The 21356-nt window shown below is 63.6% G+C and carries 25 protein-coding genes and 2 pseudogenes; 10 read left to right on the top strand and 17 right to left on the bottom strand.

The window, feature by feature from the left end; translation table 11 throughout:
• Positions 1-131 precede the first annotated feature (131 nt).
• Positions 132-1478 carry a glutamine synthetase family protein gene (locus ACFPWW_RS28815; RefSeq protein WP_377314569.1) on the bottom strand — a complete coding sequence of 449 codons (1347 nt, stop codon included), beginning with the start codon at positions 1476-1478 and terminating at the stop codon, positions 132-134.
• A gap of 75 nt (positions 1479-1553) precedes the next feature.
• Between ACFPWW_RS28815 and ACFPWW_RS28810 the strand changes: the two genes are divergently transcribed.
• The 4 genes and pseudogenes from ACFPWW_RS28810 to ACFPWW_RS28795 all read left to right on the top strand — a co-directional run bounded on the left by ACFPWW_RS28810 (position 1554) and on the right by ACFPWW_RS28795 (position 4210).
• Positions 1554-2921: an aspartate aminotransferase family protein gene (locus ACFPWW_RS28810; RefSeq protein ID WP_377314567.1), complete on the top strand. Its 1368-nt coding sequence runs from the start codon at positions 1554-1556 to the stop codon at positions 2919-2921.
• A gap of 53 nt (positions 2922-2974) precedes the next feature.
• Positions 2975-3079: pseudogene (locus tag ACFPWW_RS28805) on the top strand (type II toxin-antitoxin system HicA family toxin); the annotation flags it as partial.
• 5 nt (positions 3080-3084) lie between these two features.
• Positions 3085-3201 (top strand): annotated as a pseudogene (locus tag ACFPWW_RS28800) (type II toxin-antitoxin system HicB family antitoxin); the annotation flags it as partial.
• Between the two features lie 94 nt (positions 3202-3295).
• Complete coding sequence (locus ACFPWW_RS28795) at positions 3296-4210, top strand: phosphotriesterase family protein (RefSeq protein ID WP_377314565.1); 915 nt, start codon at positions 3296-3298, stop codon at positions 4208-4210.
• Between the two features lie 99 nt (positions 4211-4309).
• On the opposite strand, the gene ACFPWW_RS28790 is transcribed toward ACFPWW_RS28795, so the two are convergent.
• The gene (locus ACFPWW_RS28790; protein ID WP_377314563.1) at positions 4310-5797 is read right to left on the bottom strand and encodes a glycosyltransferase family 39 protein; all 1488 of its coding nucleotides are present in this window, start codon (positions 5795-5797) and stop codon (positions 4310-4312) included.
• A gap of 1 nt (position 5798) precedes the next feature.
• Positions 5799-6809: a glycosyltransferase family 2 protein gene (locus ACFPWW_RS28785; protein WP_112567307.1), complete on the bottom strand. Its 1011-nt coding sequence runs from the start codon at positions 6807-6809 to the stop codon at positions 5799-5801.
• A gap of 78 nt (positions 6810-6887) precedes the next feature.
• Between ACFPWW_RS28785 and ACFPWW_RS28780 the strand changes: the two genes are divergently transcribed.
• Complete coding sequence (locus ACFPWW_RS28780) at positions 6888-7856, top strand: lysylphosphatidylglycerol synthase domain-containing protein (protein WP_112705035.1); 969 nt, start codon at positions 6888-6890, stop codon at positions 7854-7856.
• On the opposite strand, the gene ACFPWW_RS28775 is transcribed toward ACFPWW_RS28780, so the two are convergent.
• Genes ACFPWW_RS28775 through ACFPWW_RS28760 form a run of 4 tightly spaced genes read right to left on the bottom strand, consistent with a single transcriptional unit; the run spans position 7846 to position 10170 of the window.
• Positions 7846-9075, bottom strand: coding sequence for an RNA polymerase sigma factor (locus ACFPWW_RS28775; RefSeq protein WP_377314561.1), 1230 nt, complete (start codon positions 9073-9075; stop codon positions 7846-7848). The two genes, ACFPWW_RS28780 and ACFPWW_RS28775, sit on opposite strands and share 11 nt — an antisense overlap.
• A gap of 10 nt (positions 9076-9085) precedes the next feature.
• The gene (locus ACFPWW_RS28770) at positions 9086-9445 is read right to left on the bottom strand and encodes a YciI family protein (protein ID WP_112754309.1); all 360 of its coding nucleotides are present in this window, start codon (positions 9443-9445) and stop codon (positions 9086-9088) included.
• Positions 9446-9447: 2 nt separating this feature from the next.
• Positions 9448-9807: a YciI family protein gene (locus ACFPWW_RS28765; RefSeq protein WP_377314559.1), complete on the bottom strand. Its 360-nt coding sequence runs from the start codon at positions 9805-9807 to the stop codon at positions 9448-9450.
• A 12-nt stretch (positions 9808-9819) separates the two neighbouring features.
• The gene (locus ACFPWW_RS28760) at positions 9820-10170 is read right to left on the bottom strand and encodes a YciI family protein (protein WP_112755658.1); all 351 of its coding nucleotides are present in this window, start codon (positions 10168-10170) and stop codon (positions 9820-9822) included.
• Positions 10171-10374: 204 nt separating this feature from the next.
• Here ACFPWW_RS28760 and ACFPWW_RS28755 point away from each other — a divergent pair, with 204 nt between their 5' ends.
• A complete protein-coding gene (locus tag ACFPWW_RS28755) occupies positions 10375-10542 on the top strand; it encodes a hypothetical protein (RefSeq protein WP_377314557.1) in 168 nt (55 codons plus the stop codon).
• 45 nt (positions 10543-10587) lie between these two features.
• Here ACFPWW_RS28755 and ACFPWW_RS28750 read toward each other — a convergent pair whose 3' ends face one another.
• The 3 genes from ACFPWW_RS28750 to ACFPWW_RS28740 form a co-directional block, all read right to left on the bottom strand.
• Positions 10588-12090: an AMP nucleosidase gene (locus ACFPWW_RS28750; RefSeq protein ID WP_112567288.1), complete on the bottom strand. Its 1503-nt coding sequence runs from the start codon at positions 12088-12090 to the stop codon at positions 10588-10590.
• A gap of 84 nt (positions 12091-12174) precedes the next feature.
• Positions 12175-12357 (bottom strand): hypothetical protein, encoded by a 183-nt coding sequence (locus ACFPWW_RS28745; protein WP_112567285.1) that lies wholly within the window; start codon positions 12355-12357, stop codon positions 12175-12177.
• A gap of 141 nt (positions 12358-12498) precedes the next feature.
• Positions 12499-12837, bottom strand: coding sequence for a DUF2147 domain-containing protein (locus tag ACFPWW_RS28740; protein ID WP_112754596.1), 339 nt, complete (start codon positions 12835-12837; stop codon positions 12499-12501).
• A gap of 431 nt (positions 12838-13268) precedes the next feature.
• Here ACFPWW_RS28740 and ACFPWW_RS28735 point away from each other — a divergent pair, with 431 nt between their 5' ends.
• Positions 13269-13538, top strand: coding sequence for an SEL1-like repeat protein (locus ACFPWW_RS28735; RefSeq protein ID WP_112567279.1), 270 nt, complete (start codon positions 13269-13271; stop codon positions 13536-13538).
• Positions 13539-13701: 163 nt separating this feature from the next.
• On the opposite strand, the gene ACFPWW_RS28730 is transcribed toward ACFPWW_RS28735, so the two are convergent.
• The 3 genes from ACFPWW_RS28730 to ACFPWW_RS28720 all read right to left on the bottom strand — a co-directional run bounded on the left by ACFPWW_RS28730 (position 13702) and on the right by ACFPWW_RS28720 (position 15874).
• Positions 13702-14814 (bottom strand): pyridoxal phosphate-dependent aminotransferase, encoded by a 1113-nt coding sequence (locus ACFPWW_RS28730; protein WP_112567277.1) that lies wholly within the window; start codon positions 14812-14814, stop codon positions 13702-13704.
• Between the two features lie 94 nt (positions 14815-14908).
• Positions 14909-15307, bottom strand: a complete 399-nt coding sequence (locus ACFPWW_RS28725) for a PilZ domain-containing protein (protein ID WP_377314553.1) — start codon at positions 15305-15307, stop codon at positions 14909-14911.
• Between the two features lie 165 nt (positions 15308-15472).
• Entirely contained in the window at positions 15473-15874 is a 402-nt protein-coding gene (locus ACFPWW_RS28720; RefSeq protein ID WP_112755661.1) for a DUF2177 family protein, read from the bottom strand.
• 154 nt (positions 15875-16028) lie between these two features.
• On the opposite strand from ACFPWW_RS28720, the gene ACFPWW_RS28715 reads away from it, so the two are divergent.
• Complete coding sequence (locus ACFPWW_RS28715; protein WP_377314551.1) at positions 16029-16475, top strand: host attachment protein; 447 nt, start codon at positions 16029-16031, stop codon at positions 16473-16475.
• A gap of 56 nt (positions 16476-16531) precedes the next feature.
• On the opposite strand, the gene ACFPWW_RS28710 is transcribed toward ACFPWW_RS28715, so the two are convergent.
• A complete protein-coding gene (locus tag ACFPWW_RS28710) occupies positions 16532-16870 on the bottom strand; it encodes a hypothetical protein (protein ID WP_112567374.1) in 339 nt (112 codons plus the stop codon).
• Positions 16871-17223: 353 nt separating this feature from the next.
• Between ACFPWW_RS28710 and ACFPWW_RS28705 the strand changes: the two genes are divergently transcribed.
• Complete coding sequence (locus ACFPWW_RS28705; RefSeq protein ID WP_112567269.1) at positions 17224-17673, top strand: glyoxalase superfamily protein; 450 nt, start codon at positions 17224-17226, stop codon at positions 17671-17673.
• A gap of 36 nt (positions 17674-17709) precedes the next feature.
• Positions 17710-19077: an MATE family efflux transporter gene (locus ACFPWW_RS28700; protein ID WP_377314549.1), complete on the top strand. Its 1368-nt coding sequence runs from the start codon at positions 17710-17712 to the stop codon at positions 19075-19077.
• A 44-nt stretch (positions 19078-19121) separates the two neighbouring features.
• On the opposite strand, the gene ACFPWW_RS28695 is transcribed toward ACFPWW_RS28700, so the two are convergent.
• From ACFPWW_RS28695 to iolE, 3 genes are all read right to left on the bottom strand, one after another.
• On the bottom strand, positions 19122-19283 hold the full coding sequence (locus tag ACFPWW_RS28695) for a hypothetical protein (protein ID WP_377314547.1): 162 nt from the start codon (positions 19281-19283) through the stop codon (positions 19122-19124).
• Between the two features lie 222 nt (positions 19284-19505).
• Positions 19506-20303 (bottom strand): 5-deoxy-glucuronate isomerase, encoded by a 798-nt coding sequence (gene iolB, locus ACFPWW_RS28690; protein ID WP_377314545.1) that lies wholly within the window; start codon positions 20301-20303, stop codon positions 19506-19508.
• A gap of 112 nt (positions 20304-20415) precedes the next feature.
• Positions 20416-21333, bottom strand: coding sequence for a myo-inosose-2 dehydratase (gene iolE / locus ACFPWW_RS28685; protein WP_112567262.1), 918 nt, complete (start codon positions 21331-21333; stop codon positions 20416-20418).
• Between the last annotated feature and the right edge of the window lie 23 nt (positions 21334-21356).

Raw genomic sequence — 21356 nt, 5'->3', positions numbered from 1 at the left:
GCCCCGTTGCCGGCTTTACTGAACAGGCTGATATCAGGAATATATTACCGATTTCGAGTATAAATCGCCGGCAATGCTCAACAGGGTTAAGAAAAGCGCTTATATGAAAGTCATGTGACGCGCGGAGTTAACTAGAGCCGCGCGAGATATGTGCGATAATCGAAATCCGACACGGTGCGCAGATGGGTTATTGCTTCCTTGTGCTTCGTGTCGCCGTACAACTTTTGATATCGGTCGCCGAAAATATCGGCGATGAAGGCCGATTGCCGGAAGGCTTCGACCGCCGTCAGGAAATCATGCGTCAGCCGTTCGGCCCCCGGCGGCGTGAAGGCGGGCGTCGTTTCCGCGCCGGGGTCGAGATCGCCGTCAAGGCCGAAGAGCATGCCGCCGAGGATGGCCGCCAGCAGCAGATAGGGATTGGCGTCGGCGCCCGCCACGCGATGTTCGATGCGCGCCGCCGGCCCGTTCGTATCCGGGATGCGGATCGCCGTGCCGCGATGCCCGCTGCCCCAGGTGAGGTCCGTCGGCGCAAACGAGCCCGGCTGGAAGCGGCGATAGGAATTGGCAAAGGGCGCAAAGACGAGCTGCGCCTCCCGCATCGTCCGCAGCAGGCCCGCCGTCACCGATTTCAAAAGCCGGGGCTCGCCGCCCCTGGCGTCGAGAATATTGTTGCCGTCCCTGTCGACGATGCTTGCATGCACATGCAGGCCCGAGCCCGCATGGTCGGAATAGGGCTTGGCCATGCAGGTCGATTTCAGCCCGTGCCGGCGCGCCGCCTGCTCGGCAATGCGTTTCAGGTAGAGACAGTCGTCGGCCGCAGCCAAGGCGTCCGGCCGGTGCAGCAGGTTCACCTCGAACTGGCCGGGGCCGAATTCCGCCGTCGTCGCCTCCGCCGGCAGGTTCATCGCCCTGGCATAGGCGCGCAACGTCTGCAGGTAGCCGTCGAGCGCATCGACGGCGCTCATGTCGTAGAGCTGGTAGCCGTTCGCATCGCCGCGATAGGTGAGGCTTGCCGGCGGGCAGGGAACACCCGTCTCGCGCCAGCTCTCCTCCACCACGTAGAATTCCAGTTCCGTCGCCACCACGGGCGTCAGCCCGCGTTCGGCATAACGGTCGAGCACGGAAGCGAGGATGCCGCGCGGGTCCATGAAGCTGCGGCTGCCGTCGAATTCGTGCATGGTGGCCAGCACCTGCATCGATCCCTCGGGCGCCCAGGGCATCGGCGCCAGGCTGCGCCGGTCGGCAATGACGTTGCCGTCCGGGTCGCCGATCGTCAGCGACAGGCCGGTCATGTCGTCATTGTCGTCGCCCCAGATGTCGAGCGATTGCGTCGAGGTCGGCAGGCGGATATCGCCGGCCCAGACCTTCTTTTCGGCCGAAAGCGGCAGCTGCTTGCCGCGCAGGTCGCCGTTCATGCCGACGATCAGGATCTCGAAACGCGGATCGCCTTCCCGAACCTCTTTGCCCTTGCTCGCCATGACCTTGAAAATCCTCTCGCAGAAGGCCAAGCTCGTAAACCATCATTCAAAGCCTTTCAATCCGAAGGTCCAATCATGTCCGATACTTACCCGCCGTCGAACCTTGCCGCGATCGATGCCGCCCATCACCTGCATCCCTTCTCCGACATGAAGAAGCTGAATGCCGAGGGCACGCGCATCATCGAGCGCGGCGAGGGCGTGCATATTTTCGACTCCAACGGCAAGAAGTATCTCGACGGTTTCGCCGGCCTCTGGTGCGTCAATATCGGCTACGGGCGCCGGGAAATCGCCGATGCCGTGGCACGGCAGATGAACGAGCTTGCCTATTACAACACCTTCTTCGGCACGACCTCGCCGCCGACCACGCTTCTGGCTCAGAAGGTGACGTCCAAGGCCGGCCCGCGCTTCAACCATGTCTTCTTCACCGGCTCCGGCTCGGAGGCGAACGATACATGGCTGCGCATGGCGCGCGTCTATTGGGCCGCTGTCGGCAGGCCGGAGAAGAAGACGGTGATTGCCCGGCGCAACGGCTATCACGGCTCGACGGTCGCCGGCGCCAGCCTCGGCGGCATGAAATACATGCACGAGCAGGGCGACCTGCCGATCCCCGGCATCGTCCATATCGGCCAGCCCTACTGGTACGGCGAGGGCGGCGATCTCTCGTCCGCCGAATTCGGCCTCAAGGTCGCCCGCGAGCTGGAAGAAAAGATCGACGAACTCGGCGAGGACAATGTCGCCGCCTTCGTCGCCGAGCCGGTCCAGGGGGCGGCCGGCGTCATCATCCCGCCTGCGACCTACTGGCCGGAGATCGACCGCATCTGCAAGGCGCGCAACATCCTGCTCGTCACCGACGAGGTGATCTGCGGCTTCGGGCGGCTGGGCGAATGGTTCGGCCATCAGCATTTCGGCGTCGAGCCGGATTTTGCCCCGATCGCCAAGGGCCTGTCCTCCGGCTACCTGCCGATCGGCGGCCTGCTCGTCAGCGACCGCATCGCCGACGTGCTGATCGGCGAGGTCGGCGACTTCAACCACGGCTTCACCTATTCCGGCCACCCGGTCTGCGCTGCCGCCGCGCTGGAAAACCTGCGCATCATCGAGGAGGAGAATCTCGTCGAGCGCGTGCGCGACGATATCGGCCCCTATTTTGCGCAAAAATGGGGCGCGCTCGCCGAGCATGATTTCGTCGGCGAGGCTCAGAGTATCGGCCTGATGGGCGGCCTGCAGCTTGCCGCCGACAAGAAGACCCGCACGCGCTTCGAAAAGCCGGATGCGATCGGCGCGCTGGTGCGCAACCACGCGCTCGCCAACGGCCTCGTACTGCGCGCCACCGGCGACCGCATGCTGGCCTCCCCGCCGCTCGTCATCAGCCACGAGGAGGTCGACGAGATGGCGCGCATCGCCAGGATTGCGCTGGACGCGGCCTGGAAGGAATTGCGCGGCTAGCACAAATCCTTCCTTGTTCGTCGGCAAGGCCGGTTCCCTTAGATTGGGGGACGCATCCAGAGAAAGCCGGGCGCGTCACTGTTCCGCACCCGAAAAGGGATATCCCGATCGGGACACCAATGAGTATCGAGAAACAGGCCGGACTTAAACTGAGGTAACGAACATGCGCAATTATATCGGATTGATCCATAAGGATGCCGACAGTGATTACGGTGTATCCTTTCCCGATTTTCCTGGTCTGGTCACTGCTGGAACCGACCTCGACGACGCGCGAGCGGTGACGTCCAGTTTGTAGCACCGACGGCAGACCTCACGGCTGGCGACGACCGCCGTGAGCTTGCCATTCAACGTCGATCATAGGGGGATATCGACCGATGAAGCAGATCTACACGACACTCGGACCAAGGCGCCGCGAAGAACTCGGCATGATCCTTCCGCACGAACATGTCTTCGTCGACCTTAGAACCCCCGACCGACCCGGCTACGCCGAGGCCGATATAGACGATGTCGTGGCGCTGATGGTCCCGCAGATCGAGGCGATCAAGCGACAGGGCATTTCGCTGCTCGTCGAATGCACGACAGGCGGCGTCGGAAGACGCGCGGACATCGACCTTGCCGTGTCGAAGGCCGCCGATTTTCCGATCGTCGTGCCGACCGGCAACTATCGCGAACCCTGGATACCCGGATGGGTCGCGGAAGCCAGCGAAGCCGATCTCGAACGATGGATGGTGAACGAGCTTGTCGAGGGCATCGAGGAGACCGGCGTGCTTGCCGGATGGATCAAGCTGAGCGCCGGCGACGACGGCATCACGCCGCTGGAGGCCCGCATCCTGCGCGCCGCCGCACGAGCCTCCGTGCGCACCGGCGCGGTCATCGGCTCGCATACGATCCGGGGACGGGTGGTGATGGAGCAGCTGGACATCCTCCAGTCGGAGGGCTGCCCGGCCGGGCGCTTCATTTCCATCCATACCCAGGCCGAAAAGGACTTCCAGCTTCACAAGGCACTGGCGGAACGCGGCGCGTGGATCGAATACGACCATGTCGGCAGGGCACCGGACGAAGAGGTGGTGGCGCTGATCATGGACGCGCTTGAAGCAGGATTGGGCAGGCGGCTTCTGATAAGCCACGATCTCGGCTGGTACGATCCGGCTCAACCGGGCGGCGGAACCCCGAGACCCTATACGCACCTCGTCGGGCGCCTGCTGCCGCAGCTTGAAAGCGCGGGCGTGGGGCGCGACACGGTGCGCCAGCTCACGCAGATCAATCCGTTCGACGCCTTCGCGCGCTAGAGCAATTCCCGCAAAAGCGCGCAGCGGTTTTGTGTCCGCAATTGCGTAAAAACAAGCAGATAGAGCAGCTTCCTGATTCAAGGAATAAGGAAAATGCTCTCAGGGATAGGCCACCGCATAGGCGAACTGGTAGGTGTCGCCCGGTTGCCCGTAGATATAGGGCAGGGTGACGATATGCGTCTCCGGCTGTTTCAGGCCGTTCTGCTTCAGCACATCCGCGAAATAGTCGTTCGGCCATGCGGGCGGCGTTTTGCCCTTGTCGTCGCGCCAGACGAAGACGACCGGGTGTTTGGCGTCCAGCTGGAAGGCCGGCTTGAAATCCGGGTAGAAATAGGACTGTACCGGCGTGCCCGGCATCTGCAGGCGCATATTGCCTTCCAGATGCGGGTCGTAACCGACGATCAGCCCCGGCTCGCCGCCGATATCCTTGCGGATCGCCGCGGCAAAACCGTCATAGGGAATGTTCAGCCGCTGATAGTCGCCGAAGAGCGGCCCCCAATAGGCGCGCATGGCGAGCACGACGAGCACGGCGCCCATGATGACGCCGCTGAGCGCAAGCGAGGCCCGCAGCGGCGCGCCCGCATCGACCTCGGCGCTGTCCGCCTTCATGCAGATATAGAGCGGCAGGATGAGGAAGAGCGGCGTCAGCCAGCGGTCGGCAATATTGTCCACGCCGGCAAACAGGATCATCAGCGCGATGGCGCCGATCTCGATCAGCAGGATGCGGCCCGATATCCGCGACCAGCGGCTGGACGCGCGCCACATGGCCGGCAGCGACCTGGCAAAGAGCGACAGGAAGACGACGGCCGAAAGGCCCGCAATGCCGAGCATGGCAACGACAAGCCGGGCAAGGCCGGCGGAGACCTGCGCGAAATAGCCTTCGTCGCCCGTCATCTTGTGCAGCGTGCGGTCGAGTGCAAGGTCGAGATGATCGAGGAACCAGAGCGCGTGCGGCAGGACGATCGCGACCGAAAGGACGACGGTCAGGCTGAGCCGCCAGTCGAACAGCCGCTTGCGGAAATCGCTGTCGATCAGCGCCGCGACGAAGGCCGCGGCGGGAAGCAGCGCGAAATTGTACTTCGATATCATGCCGATGCCGGTCGCAATGCCGACAAGGGCGTAGGAGGCCGCCGAAGGCGCCTTCAGCGTGCGGAAGAAGCCGTAGAGAAACAGCGATCCGGCAAAGATCGTCGCCACCGAATGGGTGAGATCGCGCTGCGCCTCGAACACGACCTGCGGCACGGTCAAAAGCCCGAGCGTCGCCATCACCACCAGGCTGCCGTTCCTCAAGGTCAGCCGCGCCGCCAGCCAGTAGAAGACGTAGGAGGAGAACAGCATGGTGCATTTGAGCAGCGACAGCGAAAACAGCGACACGCCGAGGAGCGAGGTTACGCCGTACTGCACCCAGTTGTAGAAGGGCGGCTGCGAATTGTAGCCGAAGGCGAACCATTGCGACAGCAGCATCTGCTCCGCCTCGTCCAGCTCCAGCGCGTTGGGAATGCTGAGCCGGACGATCATGTGGAGCAGGAAATAGGCCGCAAGCACCGCCAGGATCAGATGCGGCCGGTGGCTGAAAAGGCCCTGCACGTCAGCTTTCTCGGGAGAAGATCTGGCGCACGATATAGTTCGGCGAAGCGTCGTCGCGATAATAGGTGCGCGCGATCATTTCCGCCAGGATGCCCGTTGTAATCATCTGCACCGAGGAGAGCAGCAGCACGACGCCGACCATCAGCATCGGCCGCGTGCCGATATCGTTGCCCATGATGAACTTGTCGAAGCCGAGATAGAGAAGGATCAGGGCCGCGATGGCGCCGAGGCCGAGGCCGAGCGAGCCGAAGAAATGGCCCGGACGCGCCTTGTAGCGCATGAAGAACATGACCGAAAGCAGGTCGAGGATCACGCGGAAGGTGCGCGAAATGCCGTATTTCGACGTGCCGTGCTGGCGGGCATGGTGGGTGACGACCATTTCGCCGATGCGCGAGCTCGGCACGACGCCGGCGACCCAGGCGGGGATGAAGCGGTGCATCTCGCCCATCAGCTTGACCTGCTTGATGATCGAGGCGCGGTAGATCTTCAGGCTGCAGCCATAGTCGTGCAGCTTCACGCCGGTAATGCGGCCGATCAGGTAATTCGCGCACCAGGAGGGGATCTTGCGCAGGAACAGGCCGTCCTGCCGGTTCTTGCGCCAGCCGACGAGCAGGTCCAGCTCGCGCCGCTCCAGTTCCGCGACCATCGAGGGAATGTCCTTCGGGTCGTTCTGCAGGTCGCCGTCCATCGTGGCGATCAGCCGGCCGCGCGCCGTGTCGATGCCGGCCTGCATGGCGGCCGTCTGGCCGAAATTGCGCTGCAATTCGACGATGCGCAGCGTCAGCCGCTCGCGGTTGACATATTTGCGGGCATTGACGAGCGTGGCGTCCGTGCTGCCGTCATCGACGAGGATCAGCTCCCAGCGATGCGGATAGTCGGCCATGGCCGCGACGATGCGCTCGACGAGCGGGCCGATGCTTTCTTCTTCGTTGAACACCGGAACGACCAGCGACAGTTCGAGCGGTTGGACCGGATCATTCGTCGTGCGAATGGACTCTACCGTTGTCTGCAACTTTCATTTCTCCTAAAAGGCCGAGCGACGGAAGACCCGATGGAAACCAGCCGCAGCCAAACTTAGGAAGCCTGATACATGAAGACCCCGAGCGTTGAAAGCGGGCAATCCTGGTTTCTGCGGAATCGCATGAGCCTGATGACGATCGCGATCGTCGCAGCCTATGCGCTGTTCATCGAATGGTTCTGGGGCTGGTCGGTCATATTGCAACAATGGGCCGCCGTCGGCCCGCGTCCGGTCATCGGCGCGCTGGTCCTTCTCACCAGCACCTATTTCCTGCGTACATGGCGCATCTACGATTATTTCCCGCGCGAGACGGCCGGCCGTTTCGCAACGCTGTTCCGCGTCACCCAGATCCATAACCTCCTGAACATCATGCTGCCCTTCCGCGCCGGCGAGACCAGCTTTCCGGTGCTGATGCGCACGGAATTCGCCATTCCGCTGACCCGCGGCACCTCCGCCCTGCTGGTCATGCGGCTTCTCGACCTGCATGCGCTGCTGGCGGCAGCCGGCCTCGGTTTTGCCGTGGCTGCCCCGAACGCCGCCCTTGCCTGGCTGGTCTGGGTCCTCTTCCTCTTCCTGCCGGTCTTCGCCTTTGCCGCCCGCAAGCCGCTGCTCGGCCTCGGCGCAAGGCTTCTGCCGCGCAAGGCGCAGGCGCTGCTCCATGAAATCGAAAACGGCCTGCCGTTCGACGCCGTCGCCTTCGCCCGCGCCTGGGCGATGACCATCGTCAACTGGCTGGTGAAGGTGCTGGTGCTCGCCTGGGCGCTCGGCCTGATGGGCGTCATGCCGATGGCGGCCAGTTTCGGCGGCGCGCTCGGCGGCGAACTGTCCTCGGTGCTGCCGGTCCATGCGCCGGGCGGCGTCGGCACCTATCCGGCCGGCATCACCGCCGGCGCCATTGCCTTCGGCGCGTCGAGCGAACGGGCGGCACTCGATGCGCTGGCCCAGGCAAGCGTCAACGCCCACCTGCTAATCATCGTCTCCGCGCTGACCGGCACCGCCATCTCGCTGCCGCTCGGCCGTCGCGGCAGGGTCAGGTCGTAAGCTCCAGGATGCGCTTGCGCAGGAAGGCCTGTTCCGGCTCCTGCCGGCAGAATGCCAGCGCCGTCTCGTAAGCCTGTATCGCTTCGGCCCGGCGCCCGAGCCGGCGCAGAAAATCGGCCCGCGCCGAGTGGGCGAGGTGATAGGTCTTCAGGTCCCCCCTGGCGATGACGGCATCGACAAGCGCCAGTCCCTTTTCCGGCCCGTCCGCCATGGCGATCGCCACGGCGCGGTTGAGTTCGGTTATATCGGAAGGGTGGGCGGCAATCAGCAGGTCGTAATAGAAGGCGATGCGCCGCCAGTCCGTTTCCTCGATGCTGCCGGTCCTGGCATGTTCGGCCGCAATCGCCGCCTGAACCGTATAGAGGCCGATCTCGGGCGTGCGCATGGCGCCTGCCAGCAGCGCCAGCCCCTCGGCGATCTTGCCGCGGTCCCATCGCGAGCGATCCTGATCGGCAAGCAACACCAGCGCGCCGTCGCCATCCTGCCGCGCGGCGCGGCGCGAATCCTGCAGGAGCAGCAGCGACAGAAGGCCCGCCACGTCCGGATGCGGCAGCAGCCCTGCCAATAGCCGCGCCAGCCGGATCGCCTCGGCCGTCAGGTCGGCGCGCACGACCGCCTTGCCCGAAGATGCCGAATAACCCTCGTTGAAGACGAGGTAGATGACATGCAGCACGCGGTCGAGCCTTTCAGGCAGCTCCGCCCCGGCCGGCACTTCGTAAGGGATCTTCTCGGCCCTGATGCGGTTCTTGGCGCGCACGATGCGCTGGGCGACGGTCGGCGCCGGCACCAGGAAGGCATGCGCGATCTCTTCCGTCGTCAATCCGCACACTTCGCGCAGCGCCATCGCCATCTGCGCATCGGCGGCAAGGGCCGGATGGCAGCAGATGAAGATCAGCCGCAGCATGTCGTCCTCGATCGGTTCCATGTCGGCGATTTCCGTTTCCGTGCCGTCGGGGTAGAGGCTGTCTTCGATATGCTGCAGCGAGGCGGCAAAGCGCGCCCGCCGCCGGATATGGTCGATCGCCTTGAAGCGGCCGGTCGAAACCAGCCAGGCGACGGGATTGCCGGGCAGGCCGTCTACCGGCCATGTCCGCGCCGCCGCCGCAAAAGCGTCGTGCAGCGCTTCCTCCGCCCGGTCGAAATCGCCGAGCAGGCGGATCAGCGTCGCCAGCACGCGGCGCGAATGCTGCCGGTAGATGTCCTCGATCGCCCGTTCCACAGCCGAACCCTCACTGCGGCAGGGTGAGCAGTCTCACCGGCCGCAATTCGATCGCGCCGACGCGGGCGCTCGGAATGCCCGCAACCACCTTGCGCGCCTCATCCGGATCGGCCGCCTCGATCACGTAGATGCCGGCCAGGTGTTCCTTGGTCTCGACATAGGGGCCGTCGGTCGAGGAGACAATGCCGTCGCGCACCCGCAGCACGCAGGCCCTGTCGGGGCCTTCCAAGGCATCGGAATGGATCATGATGCCCTTGCGCTGAAGCTCCTCGTCATAGCGGAAATGCGCCCTGACGAGTTCGTCGCCCTCGGCCTGGCTCAGCGTGCCGTCCGTATCGGCGCTATTGTAGATGAGGCAGACGAAGCGCATGGCTACCTCCCGTCCTTGATCGAATAGGCGGGGCGGATCTCGATCGAGGCATATTTGAGGATCGGGAAGGTGGAGACGATCGCCTTCGCCTCCTCCATGTCACCGGCCTCGATCACCACGAAGCCGCCAAGATGTTCCTTGATTTCGGCGAAGGGACCGTCGGTTGCGCCGACCGCGCCGTTGCGCACGCGCAGCGTCACGGCCCGTTCCGGCTCGTAGAGCGCCAGCGCGCTCAGCAAATGGCCGCTGTCGCGCCAGCGGTCGTCGCTGACGATACATTCCTGCGTGACCTCGGCCCATTCCTCCTCGCTGACCCTGCTGCTCTTCTCGGTATCCAACCAGACCTGGCCCAGAAACTTCATGGCTTGACCTCCTCAGCCGAATTCGTGGATGGGGCGAACCTCGATCGCGCCGAGCCTGGCCAGCGGAATGCCGGCCGCGACGCGGATCGCGTCGTTGAGGTCCTTGGCGTCGATCAGGATGAAGCCGCCGAGCGCTTCCTTCGTCTCGATGAAGGGGCCGTCCGTGACCGACATCTCGCCGCCGCGCACCCGCACCGTGACCGCCGACAGCGGCGATTGCAGCGCCTGGGCGACGATCATGTGGCCGCTCTCGGCCAGATCGCGGTCATAGGCGAGCGAATCCCGGTCGAGCTTTTCCTTCTCCTGCTGTGACATGGCCGACAGCATCGCACCGTCGAACCAGACCTGGCATAGGTATTTCATCCCTTGTCCTCCACACTCCAATTCTCGGAATTCGCGCATCGGCCTTTGCGAAAATCGGGATCGACTGCCGGGCCGATGCTGTAGAGACGAACAGCCTATGCGCTTTTCGACAGGGAGGAAAAATATCTTTTGAGCGGCCGCAATGTCGAACGGCCGTGGCGGCACTCGACAAGGCTCCATCGGAAACATCAAGGAGATGGAGCAATGAGCATGCTTGAAATCGCGATCGCCCACCTGATCGTCTCGCGCGGAGCGGGCAAGGTGCCGCCGCTGGAAAACGCCGAGGTCGTCAAAGTGCTGGTGAGGACCGCGATCGCGCTGGCCGCTTTCGCCGGCCTTGTCGGGGCGCTGCGGATGGCGGCAGGCGCCTGAGAATGGCGGGCAGCCCGGCCGCGGCGGCGGGGCTGCCCCGGTATCCTACTGGAACGCCGTTTCGAAGAAGCTGCGCAGCTTGCGCGAATGCAGCGCTTCCGGCGGCATGGCGGCAAGCTTCTGGATTGCCCTTATGCCGATCTGCAGGTGCTGGTTCACCTGCGTGCGGTAGAAGGCGGTCGCCATGCCCGGCAGCTTCAGCTCGCCGTGCAGCGGCTTGTCGGACACGCAGAGCAGCGTTCCGTAGGGCACGCGGAAGCGGAAGCCGTTGGCGGCGATCGTGGCCGATTCCATGTCGAGCGCAATCGCGCGGGCCTGCGACAGGCGTTTTACCGGGCCGGCCTGATCGCGCAGTTCCCAGTTGCGGTTGTCGATCGTGCCGACCGTGCCGGTGCGCATGATGCGCTTCAGCTCGAAGCCCTCGTAACCGGTGATCTCGGCAACGGCAGCCTCGAGCGCCACCTGCACTTCGGCGAGCGCCGGGATCGGCACCCAGACCGGCAGGTCGTCATCCAGCACATGGTCTTCGCGCATATAGGCATGCGCCAGCACGTAATCGCCGAGGCGCTGGCTGTTGCGCAGCCCGGCGCAATGGCCGAGCATCAGCCAGGCATGCGGGCGAAGCACGGCCACATGGTCGGTGATCGTCTTGGCGTTGGAGGGGCCGACGCCGATATTGATCATGGTGATCCCGGCATGGCCCTTCTTCTTGAGGTGATAGGCCGGCATCTGCGGCAGGCGGGCGTGCGGCGCATCCGTTTCCGGAACGCTGGAACCGGCCAGCGTGACGATATTGCCGGGCTCCACGAAGGCCGTATAACCGTCGCCGCCGTCCGCCATCAGCTTGCGCGCCCAGGCGCAGAACTCGTCGATATAGAACTGGTAGTTCGTAAACAGCACGAAGTTCTGGAAATGCTCCGCTCCGGTCGCCGTATAGTGCGCCAGGCGGGCGAGCGAATAGTCGATGCGCTGGGCGGTGAACGGCGCCAGCGGCGAGGGCTCGCCCGGCGGCGGCAGGTATTCGCCGTTGGCGATCTCGTCGTCGGTCGTGTTCAGGTCGGGCGTATCGAAGAGGTCGCGCAGCGGGATATCGACGAAAGCCGCAGCCGAGGCTTCCACATGCGCGCCTTCGCCGAACGCGAAATGCAGCGGGATCGGCGTTGCGGATTCCGACACGATGACAGGCACGTTATGGCTCTTCATCAGCAGCGAAAGCTGCTCCTTCAGGTAATGCTTGAAGAGCTTCGGCCGCGTCACCGTCGTCGTATAGACGCCCGGCGCCGTCACATGGCCGTAGGACAGGCGGGAATCGACATGGCCGAAGCTGGTCGTCTCGATGCTGACCTGCGGGTAATAGGCGCGGTAGCGCGAGGTAACGGGCGCCCCCTGGGCGAGCTTGGTGAAGCTGTCGATCAGGAAGGACGTGTTGCGCTCGTAAAGCGCCGTCAGCGCTTCGACGGCCCTTGCCGGGTCATCGAATGTTTGCGGCTCGAAAGGGGGAGGGGACGAGATGTCGAAAGCGGACAGGGGATAGATTCGTTTGCTCATGGCGCATTATAGAGGGTTGTTTTTAACAAGCAAACGACGCGCGAAGGCTGAGACCCAGATATTTTTCCGATCTGCCTCCAGCTCTCAGCGGATGGCGGTGCAATAGCCGCCGCGGGTCTCCAGGCAGGTATAGTTGGCACCGAAATGCGATTGCTGCGCGCCGCCGCCGCTGCCGTTGCGCACGACGACCGCCGAAAACGAAATCGCGAAGATCGCCGCAAACAGCGTTATGATCGTAAACCGTCTCGCCAGAATGAACACGTCCATGTCCTTACCCGATATGCGCCCTTCATGGTGCTGTTGTGCCATGACGTGGCTGAACGGGTGCTGAGACGGCGGTTCATTTTGCATTCAGTTTCGAAGGCCGGCTAAGCTTCTCAAAGCCGGCCCCGGTTTGCCGGAAAAGCCTCAGAGGCGCGTCCATGTCTGCGATTTGCAGAAGACCTTCATGACGCAGCCCTGCATCCTCAGCGACTTGCCGGAAATGCTGCCCGAGCCGCTATAGGTCTTGTCGTCGACGGGATCGGTGATCTCGCCGCTATAGCTGCCGCCGGCGCCGGACAGGGTGCCGATCTTCTTGCCGGCATATTTGCCCGTCTTCAGCGTGATGCAGTAGGCGCCGCCGCAGGGCGCGATCGCCGCCGTGTCGCCGGCCCGCGTCTTCCAGTTGCCGACGATCGGCTCGTCGGCCTGCGCAAGGCCCGCCACCAGTGCCAGCGCGCCGGCGAGAACGAGGGTACGGATCATCTCTTCCTCCTTGAGATAGGGAATGGCGCGAAAATAACTGACGCGAACGTAAAGGTAAATATGCCACACGGGGGACCTGAAAACCGGCTTTCGCCCGGCGTTTTTTCAGCGGATCGTCCGGTGGCTGCTGATTTCACGGTAAACGGATCCTTAATTTCCAGATCTGAATTTTTCGTAAAAGGCGTGCGAAAATCCTTAATTCGCAAGGATTCCGATGTTTAACAAAAACCCAAGTTTACCAAGCATTTGCACTTTGTTTGCGTCAAATTAATCATGCATTTTAGGCGTTTTTTGAAAGCGGTTTGGCATAGTGAACCCATCAAACGAGCGGGGCAAACCCGCCGGACCGGAAAGGCCGCAAGCCGCAGAAGATGGCAAGGCCCGAAGGTAAAACAGGGTACGTCTTGAACAGGCTAACAGGGATAGAACCGATGGCACGCTTTGAAATGCACAATGCTGAAATGGCCACCATGGGTGGCGACAACAACAGCGCCGATGTCTTCTGCGAAATGGGTCTGATGTATGCGACCGGCCGCGGTTGCGAGATCGATCTCGTCGCCGCCCACAAGTGGCTGAACATCGCCGCGATCAAGGGCAACGACCGCGCCGCCGAGCTGCGCGCCGATGTCGCCGCTTCGATGAGCAAGATGCAGCTGGCCGAAGCACTCCGCGCCGCCCGCGAATGGATGACGATCCACTAAAAAGCGTGCGCGATCCGCAGGATCGCGACGCCTCTTGAGAACCGTCTCCAACGGGACGATTGACCGATAACAACCTCAAAAGAGGGGAGCTGGCGGGGCGCTTTGGACGGGGCCGACGCCGGGAGAAGGAAACCGCGACCGGCGCCCTCCCGCCGGCCGCGGTTTACCCGATTTTCTTCAGAACCTGCGGCAGCGCTTCCTCCAGCCGCGCCATGTCGGCTTCCGGCCCGACGCTGATGCGGATGCAGCGGTTGAGCGGGGCCACACCCGGCATGCGGATGAAGACGCCGTGTTCCATCAGCCCGTCGACGATGGCGCGCGCATGGGTGCCGTCGCGCCCGGCATCGACCGCCACGAAATTGGTGGCGGAGGCGAGCGGCTGCAGGCCGTTGGCCCTGGCAATGCCGGCAATCCTGTCGCGCGCGGCGTGGATTTTGCCGATCACTTCGGAAAGATAGGCCTGGTCCTTCAGCGCCGCGAGCGCGGCGGCCGTCGCCAGCCGGTTCATGCCGAAATGGTTGCGGATCTTGTCGAAGGCCTGCGCCGTGCCTGCCGTCGAGATGGCATAGCCGACGCGGGCGCCGGCAAGCCCGTAGGCCTTGGAGAAGGTGCGGGTGCGCACGATGTTCGGCAGGTCGATCAGCGAGGCGATCGACGGCAGCGCCGAGGCCGGCCCGGTCTCGCTATAGGCCTCGTCGAGGATCATCAGGCAGGTTTCCGGCAGGGCGCGCGCGAAGGCGACGATCCTGTCCGCATCCCACCAGCTGCCCATCGGATTGTCGGGATTGGCGAAATAGACGAGCGGCGCGTTCTCGCGCCTGACGGCATCGAGCAGCGCGTCGAGATCCTCCCGGTCGCCGGCATAGGGAACCGTCACCAGCCGGCCGCCGAAACCGTTCACATGGAAATTGAAGGTCGGATAGGCGCCGAAGGATGTGACCACGGCGCCGCCGGGCTCGATCACCAGCCGCACGATCTGCCCGAGCAGTTCGTCGATGCCGCCGCCGATGGCGATATTGGCCGGCGTCACGCCAAGATGGGCGGCAAGCGCCTCGCGCAGCGCAAAATTTTCCGGGTCGTTGTATTTCCAGATGTCGCCCGCCTGCTCGCGCATGGCGGCGATGACCGAGGGAGCCGGGCCGAAGCCGTTCTCATTGGCGCCGATGCGTGCTTCGACCTTCAGGCCGCGCTGGCGCTCGATGGCCTCGGGGCCGACGAAGGGAACGGTGGAGGGCAGGGCGCTGGCAAGCGGCGTGAAGCGCGAGAAGGCAGACATGCGACGGCAATTTCCCGAAACTGTTGAAAAAGCGGCGCAACAATAGGCTCTCGCCTTGCCAAGGCAAGCAAGATTATTTCCCCTTCGGCCCGGTTCAGACGCGGCTGCCGTTGCGGCGCGCGTCGATCGCTTCCGTATTGCCGATCATGAAATCGGCGCGCACAACCTTGCGTAGAACGTCCGGTTCGATCAGGTTGATGAAGCGCACGCCGATGCGTTCGTTGTGGCGGTAGATCTCGGCGCAGCCGATGCGGTAGGCGAGGCCGAGAATGTTGAGGTAATAATGTTTGGGCAGGCCGGCCGTGGTCGATACGACGAAGGTCGCGCCGCCTTGTGAAATATCGAGGATTTCGGCGCTGCGCATCGAAATCCCGGTCAGACAGGGGCGAACGGCCACGATACGGGCCGGCCGCTTGACGTTGAACTCCTCCCAGCGAATGTCGTAGACAGCCGACTTCACCGTGGCGAGGTGCGTTGCGCGGAGCATTTCCATTGTGCATTCTCCGTCAGACAATTCTAATTTTCGGGCTGTACGGGAAGAGGCTCACACGAATGTTTTTCACATTCGTCAAATATAAAATTACCATTTTAACGAGTTTGAAATTTGTGCGTTAGCGGCACATCTATTGTGCCCTCCTGGGAAAAAACGTCCCGCCGCTCAGGCCAGCAACCGTGCCGCGCCGTAGCCCCCGGCCGCCGAGAGCGCCGTCAGGAAGGTGCCCCAGGCCATGTCCACCAGGCTCATGGCGAGCGGCCAGTTTTTCAGTGTCGACAGATTGGTGATGTCGTAGGTGCCGTAGGCCGCCAGTCCCAAAACGGCACCGTGAAGAAGCGCCGTGCCGGCCGAGCCGCCGGAAAGCCCCGGCAGGACCGCGAGCATGACGACGGCGGCCGCGAAGAACAGGTAGAAGAGCGCAGCAATGCCGAGATTGGGCGCGGGCAGCATCAGCGCCCCCAGCTGGTCGCGATAGAAGCTGCGCGCGACGATGCCGAGCCATAGCGCATCGACGACGGCAAGGGTGAGAAGGCAACCGGCATAGGCGGCGAGCGCTGTCTTCATCGTCTTTCGTCTCCCGTTCCGCCCTTCTACGCGGCGGCCCGCCGTTCGGATCGCCGTTGATTCTCCTTGTGCGGAATTTTCCCGAACTCTTTCAATTGCCGGGCGTTTTCCCTTCCGCAAGCTCTGTTGCCAATCATGAAAGCGAGGAAATCAAATGACCGACGTCAAAATCCCATGGGAATCCTGGGTCGTTGTCTGCGATGGGGCAAAGGCCCTGATCCTGCAGAATGCCGGCGACGCCGAGCTGATGAACCTGCAGGTCCGCGAAACCCTCAGCCAGCCCAACCAGCCGACTCGCGAACTCGGCACCGACAAGCCGGGCCGCGCCTATGCCCCGGACGGGTTGAGCGGCAGCGCCATGGAAGAAACCGATTGGCAGGGCCAGGCCGAAGCCGAGTTCCTGAAGGAGGTTGCCGTCAAGCTCGACGAACTCGTGCATGAGAAGGAGGCGAGCCGTATCGTCCTGGTGGCGCCGCCGCGCGCGCTCGGCACATTGCGGCCGAACCTCAGCGCCGATGTGCAGGCGGCGATCTCGGCGGAAGTGGCGAAGGACTACACAAACCTTCCCGTCGATGAGATCGAGCGGCATCTCGCCGCCTGACCGCCGGGGCGGACTTTTCCTGAAATGCGGGTCTTGCGGCCCGCATTTTGCGGCTGTCAGAGGCTGCTTTCGAAGCTCAGCCGCAGGACGTGATGCAGGAATTCCGGGTTCAGCAGCATGTTGAAGCTGATGGTGACGAACTCGCCCTCGCGCTTGACCACGGTCGCGCCGATCTCGTCGCGGATGCCGAGGATTTCGAGGAAGAAATGCTGCGGCATGTCCAGGCTGGGGCTGACTTCCAGGAGCGCGCCGGCAAGCGTGATGGTGCGGATCAGGCAGCGCACCTGCGTGCCCGTGCTGAGGTGGTGGCCGACGAAGATGATGTTGCCCGGCCGGTCGAGATTGAATTCCCGGTAAGCCTGTTCGGGCTTGGGATGTTCTGTGTCGAGGTGCATCTGAAAGGCCATGTGAGCCTCCGCTTGTTGTATGCTCGGACTTTAACGCATGAATACTTACATCTGCTGAACGCCATCCGTAAAATTGAAAGCTTGTGCAAAATCGAACGGCATAACGCTTTTATCGCGGGCAATACTGTTCAGAATCTGCCCAATTTTTCACCATACCTGTGCCGCCATTGACTTGGCGTCCGTCGTCGCGCATAGAGAAGCCGGTTCGAGGCACCGGCCGCTCGCGGATGAAGATCCATGGTGAAGCCCTCGCGATCATGGTCACAGCCCCGTGCATGCTGACTGACGGCAATGCGAGCCCCCCTGACAGTCGAATGGCATGCCTTTGAAAGGCTGAACCCATGACTCGTACCACCATGACCTATCCGCCGGTCGACGAACTGAAGGCCCAGGCAAGGCGCCTGCGCCAGGCCATGACCGAGCGCGGCAGCGAGATCACCCATGCCGCCGCCCTGGAACTGGTCGCCCGCCAGCACGGCGCCCGCGACTGGAACACGCTTTCCGCCCTTGCCGCGAGGCCGAACGACAAGCCTTCGTCGCCGCTCTTCGTCGGCGCCCATATCAGCGGCCGCTACCTGAACCAGCCCTTCACCGGCAAGGTTCTGGCGCTTTCGGCCGTTGCCGGCAGCGAATTCTACAGGATCACCATCCATTTCGACGAACCCGTCGATGTCGTGACCTTCGAAAGCTTTTCGGCCTTCCGCCAGCGCATCCACGCCCAGATCGACGAGAACGGCGTCTCGCCGCGCAGGACCTCCAACGGCCTGCCGCATCTCGTTCTCGATATCTGACCGCCTGCCGCTGCCCGCAACACCCGGAATCCCCCCATGACCTCACCTCCAGAAGCCAATGCCTTCCTGACCGGCCCGCTGCCTTCGGTCTTTGCCCGCACGGCTATGCCGGTCATCCTCATCACCACGGTCAACGGCCTGTTTGCCGTGGTGGACGCCTGTTTCCTCGGCGCCTATGTGGGCGCCGGCGCGCTTTCGGCCGTCACGCTCATCTTTCCCGGCCTGATGATGCTCGTTGCCCTGCAGTCGCTCGTCTCGAACGGCATGGCGAGCATTCTCGCCCGCGCGCTCGGCGGCGGCGATCGCGATACCGCCCGCCGCACCTTCGCGGCCGCCCATGCGCTGGCGATCGCCGTCGTGCTTGTGGTCAACGCGATCTACTGGACCGTCGGCTGGCGCATCGTCGACAATGCGGCGGCAGGCGATCTCGCCGTTGCCGAAAACGCCCGCACCTTCATGGGCATCATGGTGGGTGCCGCGCCCGTCGCCTTCTTCCTGTCGCTCAATATCGACGCGCTGCGCAGCGAAGGCCGGATCGGCGTCATGACCGTGGTGATGCTGGCTGCGACGGCACTCAACATCGCCGCCAACTGGTTCTTCATGGCGATCCTGCAATGGGGCGTGGCCGGCTCGGCGCTGGGCTCCGTGCTGGCGCAGGCGATCTGCCTGCTTGCCGTCCTGGCCTGCCGCTGGCGCAAGGAAGACGCGCTGCGCCCGGCTGCCCGCTTTCCGCTTGCGCAATGGCGGCCGATCCTCGCCCTCGGCGCGCCGATGAGCCTCGGTTTCATCGGCATCTCGCTCTGCTCGGCCGCCGTCATCTTCAACCTGTCGCTCTGGGGCGAGGGGGATTATGTCGCGACCGTCGGCGCCTACGGCATCATCACCCGCGTCATGACCGTCGCCTATCTGCCGCTGCTCGGCCTCAACATCGCCTTCCAGACGATCTGCGGCAACAATTACGGTGCCGGGCTTGCCGGGCGTGTCGGCCGCAGCCTGCAGATCGCGCTCGTCGCGGCGCTCGTCTATTGCACCGGTGTCGAGATTGCGGTGGAACTGCTGGCAGGCCACCTCGGCCATCTCTTCGTCGCCGATCCCGTCGTCATCGCCGAGGTCTCGCGCATCCTGCCCTGGACGGTCGGCGCCTATTTCCTGTTCGGCCAGACGGTGGTGCTGTCAGGCTATTTCCAGGCGATCGGCGATGCCAGGCGTGCTGCGGTCTTCGGCCTGTCGCGCGCCTATCTCTTCACGCTGCCGCTGACCTTCCTGCTGCCGCACGCTTTCGGCGAGATGGGTATCTGGATGGTGCCGGTCTTTGCCGAAGCCTGCATGTTCCTGCTGGCCCTTGCCGTGCTTGCGCGAAACGCGAAACGGCTCGGCTGGCGCTACGGGCTGCTGCCCGCGTGAAACGAGAAAGGGAAAGGCCGCGCTCTGCCGGCGCGGCCTCGCCTTCAATCCTTGGCGGCGGGAGCCGATGCCCTCGCAGCCTCCGCCTTCCCAAGCGCCTGCGCGCATTCCTCGCAGCAGACCTCGACGGTCCTGCCGCCAAGCTTGACGCTGATCGCGTCCGCCCCGAGTTCGCAGTCGCAGGCGGCGCATGTGGTCTTCTTCATCCTGTCATCCTCCGGTTTGCACCCCGTCCGGGGCAGGATGATAAGACCGCGGCTCACCCTTGCGCGCTGTCGAATTCTTTAGAGCCTTTCCCGGTTAGATCGAAGCATTCTGCCGGAGCAGGTCTGTGTCAGGGCAAAGTCGCGCGCTAATGGAAACAGGCGATTAAATACTTTCGTCAGTCTCACGAGGTCTCACGATATCCGGAATTGTCCACAGCTGGCCTAAGCCTTCAGCAGCCACTCGTGCTCGGGCGCATTGTAGAATTTCCAGATGCGCTTCGGCCCGGCCATGACATTGAGATAATAAAGATCGTAGCCATGCGTCGCCGCGCAGGGGTGGTAGCCTTTCGGCACCAGCGTCACGTCGCCGTCTTCCACCACCATCGCCTCGTCGAGCGAGCGGTCGTCGGTATAGACGCGCTGGAAGCCGAAGCCCTGCGGCGGGTTGAGGCGGTGGTAATAGGTCTCCTCCAGCATGCTTTCATGCGGAAGATTGTCCTGGTCGTGCTTGTGCGGCGGATAGGAGGACGTATGCCCGCCGGGCGTGATGACCTCGACGACGAGCAGCGAATGCGCCGAACTGTCGTCCTCCGGCATGATATTGTTGACATAGCGCACGTTGGTGCCCTTGCCGCGCGTCAGCGGCGGATGCGTGCCGGGCGGAATGGCCTTGGCCTCGTAGGTACCGCCGCCGGGGGCCGAGCAGACGGCAAGCTCGAGATCGGTCTCGGCCGTGACGGACCATGCCGATTCCATCGGGATATAAAGCGCGTGCGGCGCCCCGTCGAAGGGGCTCATGCGCTCGCCGAGCGTGCCGAAATCCTTCGTGCCCGCCGAAGCCTTGCCCTTGCCGCTCACCCAGACGAGGCAGATCTCGCGCTCGCCGGTTTCCCCCGAAGCCGTCTCGCCGGGCTTGAGGCGATAGAGGTCGAAGCCGACATAGGTCCAGCCGGCGCTTTGCGGCGTCACATGCGTGACGCGGCCGGTCTTGCCGGAGGGTTTTACCTTGAGGTTTGGCATTGGTGTTTCTCCTCCTGAATTGGTGCGAGCCGCCTCCTTCTCCCCGTCGGGGAGAAGGTGCCCGAAGGGCGGATGAGGGGGCTTCTTGCTCCAGCGATTCCTGTTGGCAGGTTTACCCCTTCGGGAAACCTTCGGTCTCCACCGTATAACCGGCCGCCGTCATCACGCGCATCAGTTCCGCATGACCGATCTCGGCCATTTTCTGCGGCGGCGCCTTGCGCGGGTCCTGCTCGGCCTCGACGACGAACCAGCCTTCATAACCGTAATCGGCAAAGCGCTGGACGATGGCGCCGAAATCGAGCGAGCCGTCACCCGGCACGGTGAAGGCGCCGAGCGCCACCGCGTCGAGGAAGGATTGTTTGCTGCGGTCGAGCCCGTCGACCACGGCCTTGCGGATATCCTTCACATGCACATGGTTGATGCGGGCGTGGTGCTTGTCGATGGCGCGCAGCACGTCGCCGCCGGCAAAGGCCAGGTGCCCGGCATCGAGCAGCAGCGGAATGCCGGCGCCCGAATTCTTCATGAAGGCATCGAGTTCCGGCTCGGTCTCGACGACGGCCGCCATGTGGTGGTGATAGGAGAGCGGCATGCCCTGATCGGCGCACCATTCGCCGAATTCGGTGACGCGGCGCGCATAGGCTTTCATCTCGTCGTCGGCCAGCCGCGGCTTGGTCGCAAGCGGCTTCGAGCGGTCGCCCTGGATCGAGCGGCCGACTTCGCCATAGACGATGCAGGGCGCGTTGACCGCCTTGAACAGCTCGATCATCGGCGCGATGCGGTCCTTGTTGGCGGCAAGCTCCTCGTTGACCAGCGTGCCGGAGAACCAGCCGCCGCAGAGCGTCACGTCGGCGGCGCGCAGGATCGGCAGCATCTCCTCGGGGTTGCTCGGGAAGCGGCGGCCCTGTTCCATGCCGGTGAAGCCGGCGCTGCGGGACTGGCGCAGGCATTCTTCCAGCGAAACGTCGTCGCTGAGTTCAGGAAGGTCGTCGTTCCACCAGGCGATGGGCGACATGCCGAGTTTGGCCTTCATCGATAGTCTCCTCAAATAAAGTG

Origin of the sequence: Rhizobium sp. GCM10022189 (assembly GCF_042656325.1) — a bacterium.
Classification (GTDB): Bacteria; Pseudomonadota; Alphaproteobacteria; order Rhizobiales; family Rhizobiaceae; genus Rhizobium.
This window is presented reverse-complemented; position numbering and strand designations above follow the sequence as displayed.

Coding starts and splice junctions, on each gene's coding strand:
- ACFPWW_RS28815 (WP_377314569.1), bottom strand. CDS start 1,478: ATGGCGAGCAAGGGCAAAGAGGTTCGGGAAGGCGATCCGCGTTTCGAG.
- ACFPWW_RS28810 (WP_377314567.1), top strand. CDS start 1,554: ATGTCCGATACTTACCCGCCGTCGAACCTTGCCGCGATCGATGCCGCC.
- ACFPWW_RS28795 (WP_377314565.1), top strand. CDS start 3,296: ATGAAGCAGATCTACACGACACTCGGACCAAGGCGCCGCGAAGAACTC.
- ACFPWW_RS28780 (WP_112705035.1), top strand. CDS start 6,888: ATGAAGACCCCGAGCGTTGAAAGCGGGCAATCCTGGTTTCTGCGGAAT.
- ACFPWW_RS28770 (WP_112754309.1), bottom strand. CDS start 9,445: ATGCGCTTCGTCTGCCTCATCTACAATAGCGCCGATACGGACGGCACG.
- ACFPWW_RS28765 (WP_377314559.1), bottom strand. CDS start 9,807: ATGAAGTTTCTGGGCCAGGTCTGGTTGGATACCGAGAAGAGCAGCAGG.
- ACFPWW_RS28760 (WP_112755658.1), bottom strand. CDS start 10,170: ATGAAATACCTATGCCAGGTCTGGTTCGACGGTGCGATGCTGTCGGCC.
- ACFPWW_RS28755 (WP_377314557.1), top strand. CDS start 10,375: ATGAGCATGCTTGAAATCGCGATCGCCCACCTGATCGTCTCGCGCGGA.
- ACFPWW_RS28750 (WP_112567288.1), bottom strand. CDS start 12,090: ATGAGCAAACGAATCTATCCCCTGTCCGCTTTCGACATCTCGTCCCCT.
- ACFPWW_RS28745 (WP_112567285.1), bottom strand. CDS start 12,357: ATGGACGTGTTCATTCTGGCGAGACGGTTTACGATCATAACGCTGTTT.
- ACFPWW_RS28740 (WP_112754596.1), bottom strand. CDS start 12,837: ATGATCCGTACCCTCGTTCTCGCCGGCGCGCTGGCACTGGTGGCGGGC.
- ACFPWW_RS28735 (WP_112567279.1), top strand. CDS start 13,269: ATGGCACGCTTTGAAATGCACAATGCTGAAATGGCCACCATGGGTGGC.
- ACFPWW_RS28730 (WP_112567277.1), bottom strand. CDS start 14,814: ATGTCTGCCTTCTCGCGCTTCACGCCGCTTGCCAGCGCCCTGCCCTCC.
- ACFPWW_RS28725 (WP_377314553.1), bottom strand. CDS start 15,307: ATGGAAATGCTCCGCGCAACGCACCTCGCCACGGTGAAGTCGGCTGTC.
- ACFPWW_RS28720 (WP_112755661.1), bottom strand. CDS start 15,874: ATGAAGACAGCGCTCGCCGCCTATGCCGGTTGCCTTCTCACCCTTGCC.
- ACFPWW_RS28715 (WP_377314551.1), top strand. CDS start 16,029: ATGACCGACGTCAAAATCCCATGGGAATCCTGGGTCGTTGTCTGCGAT.
- ACFPWW_RS28710 (WP_112567374.1), bottom strand. CDS start 16,870: ATGCACCTCGACACAGAACATCCCAAGCCCGAACAGGCTTACCGGGAA.
- ACFPWW_RS28705 (WP_112567269.1), top strand. CDS start 17,224: ATGACTCGTACCACCATGACCTATCCGCCGGTCGACGAACTGAAGGCC.
- ACFPWW_RS28700 (WP_377314549.1), top strand. CDS start 17,710: ATGACCTCACCTCCAGAAGCCAATGCCTTCCTGACCGGCCCGCTGCCT.
- ACFPWW_RS28695 (WP_377314547.1), bottom strand. CDS start 19,283: ATGAAGAAGACCACATGCGCCGCCTGCGACTGCGAACTCGGGGCGGAC.
- iolB (WP_377314545.1), bottom strand. CDS start 20,303: ATGCCAAACCTCAAGGTAAAACCCTCCGGCAAGACCGGCCGCGTCACG.
- iolE (WP_112567262.1), bottom strand. CDS start 21,333: ATGAAGGCCAAACTCGGCATGTCGCCCATCGCCTGGTGGAACGACGAC.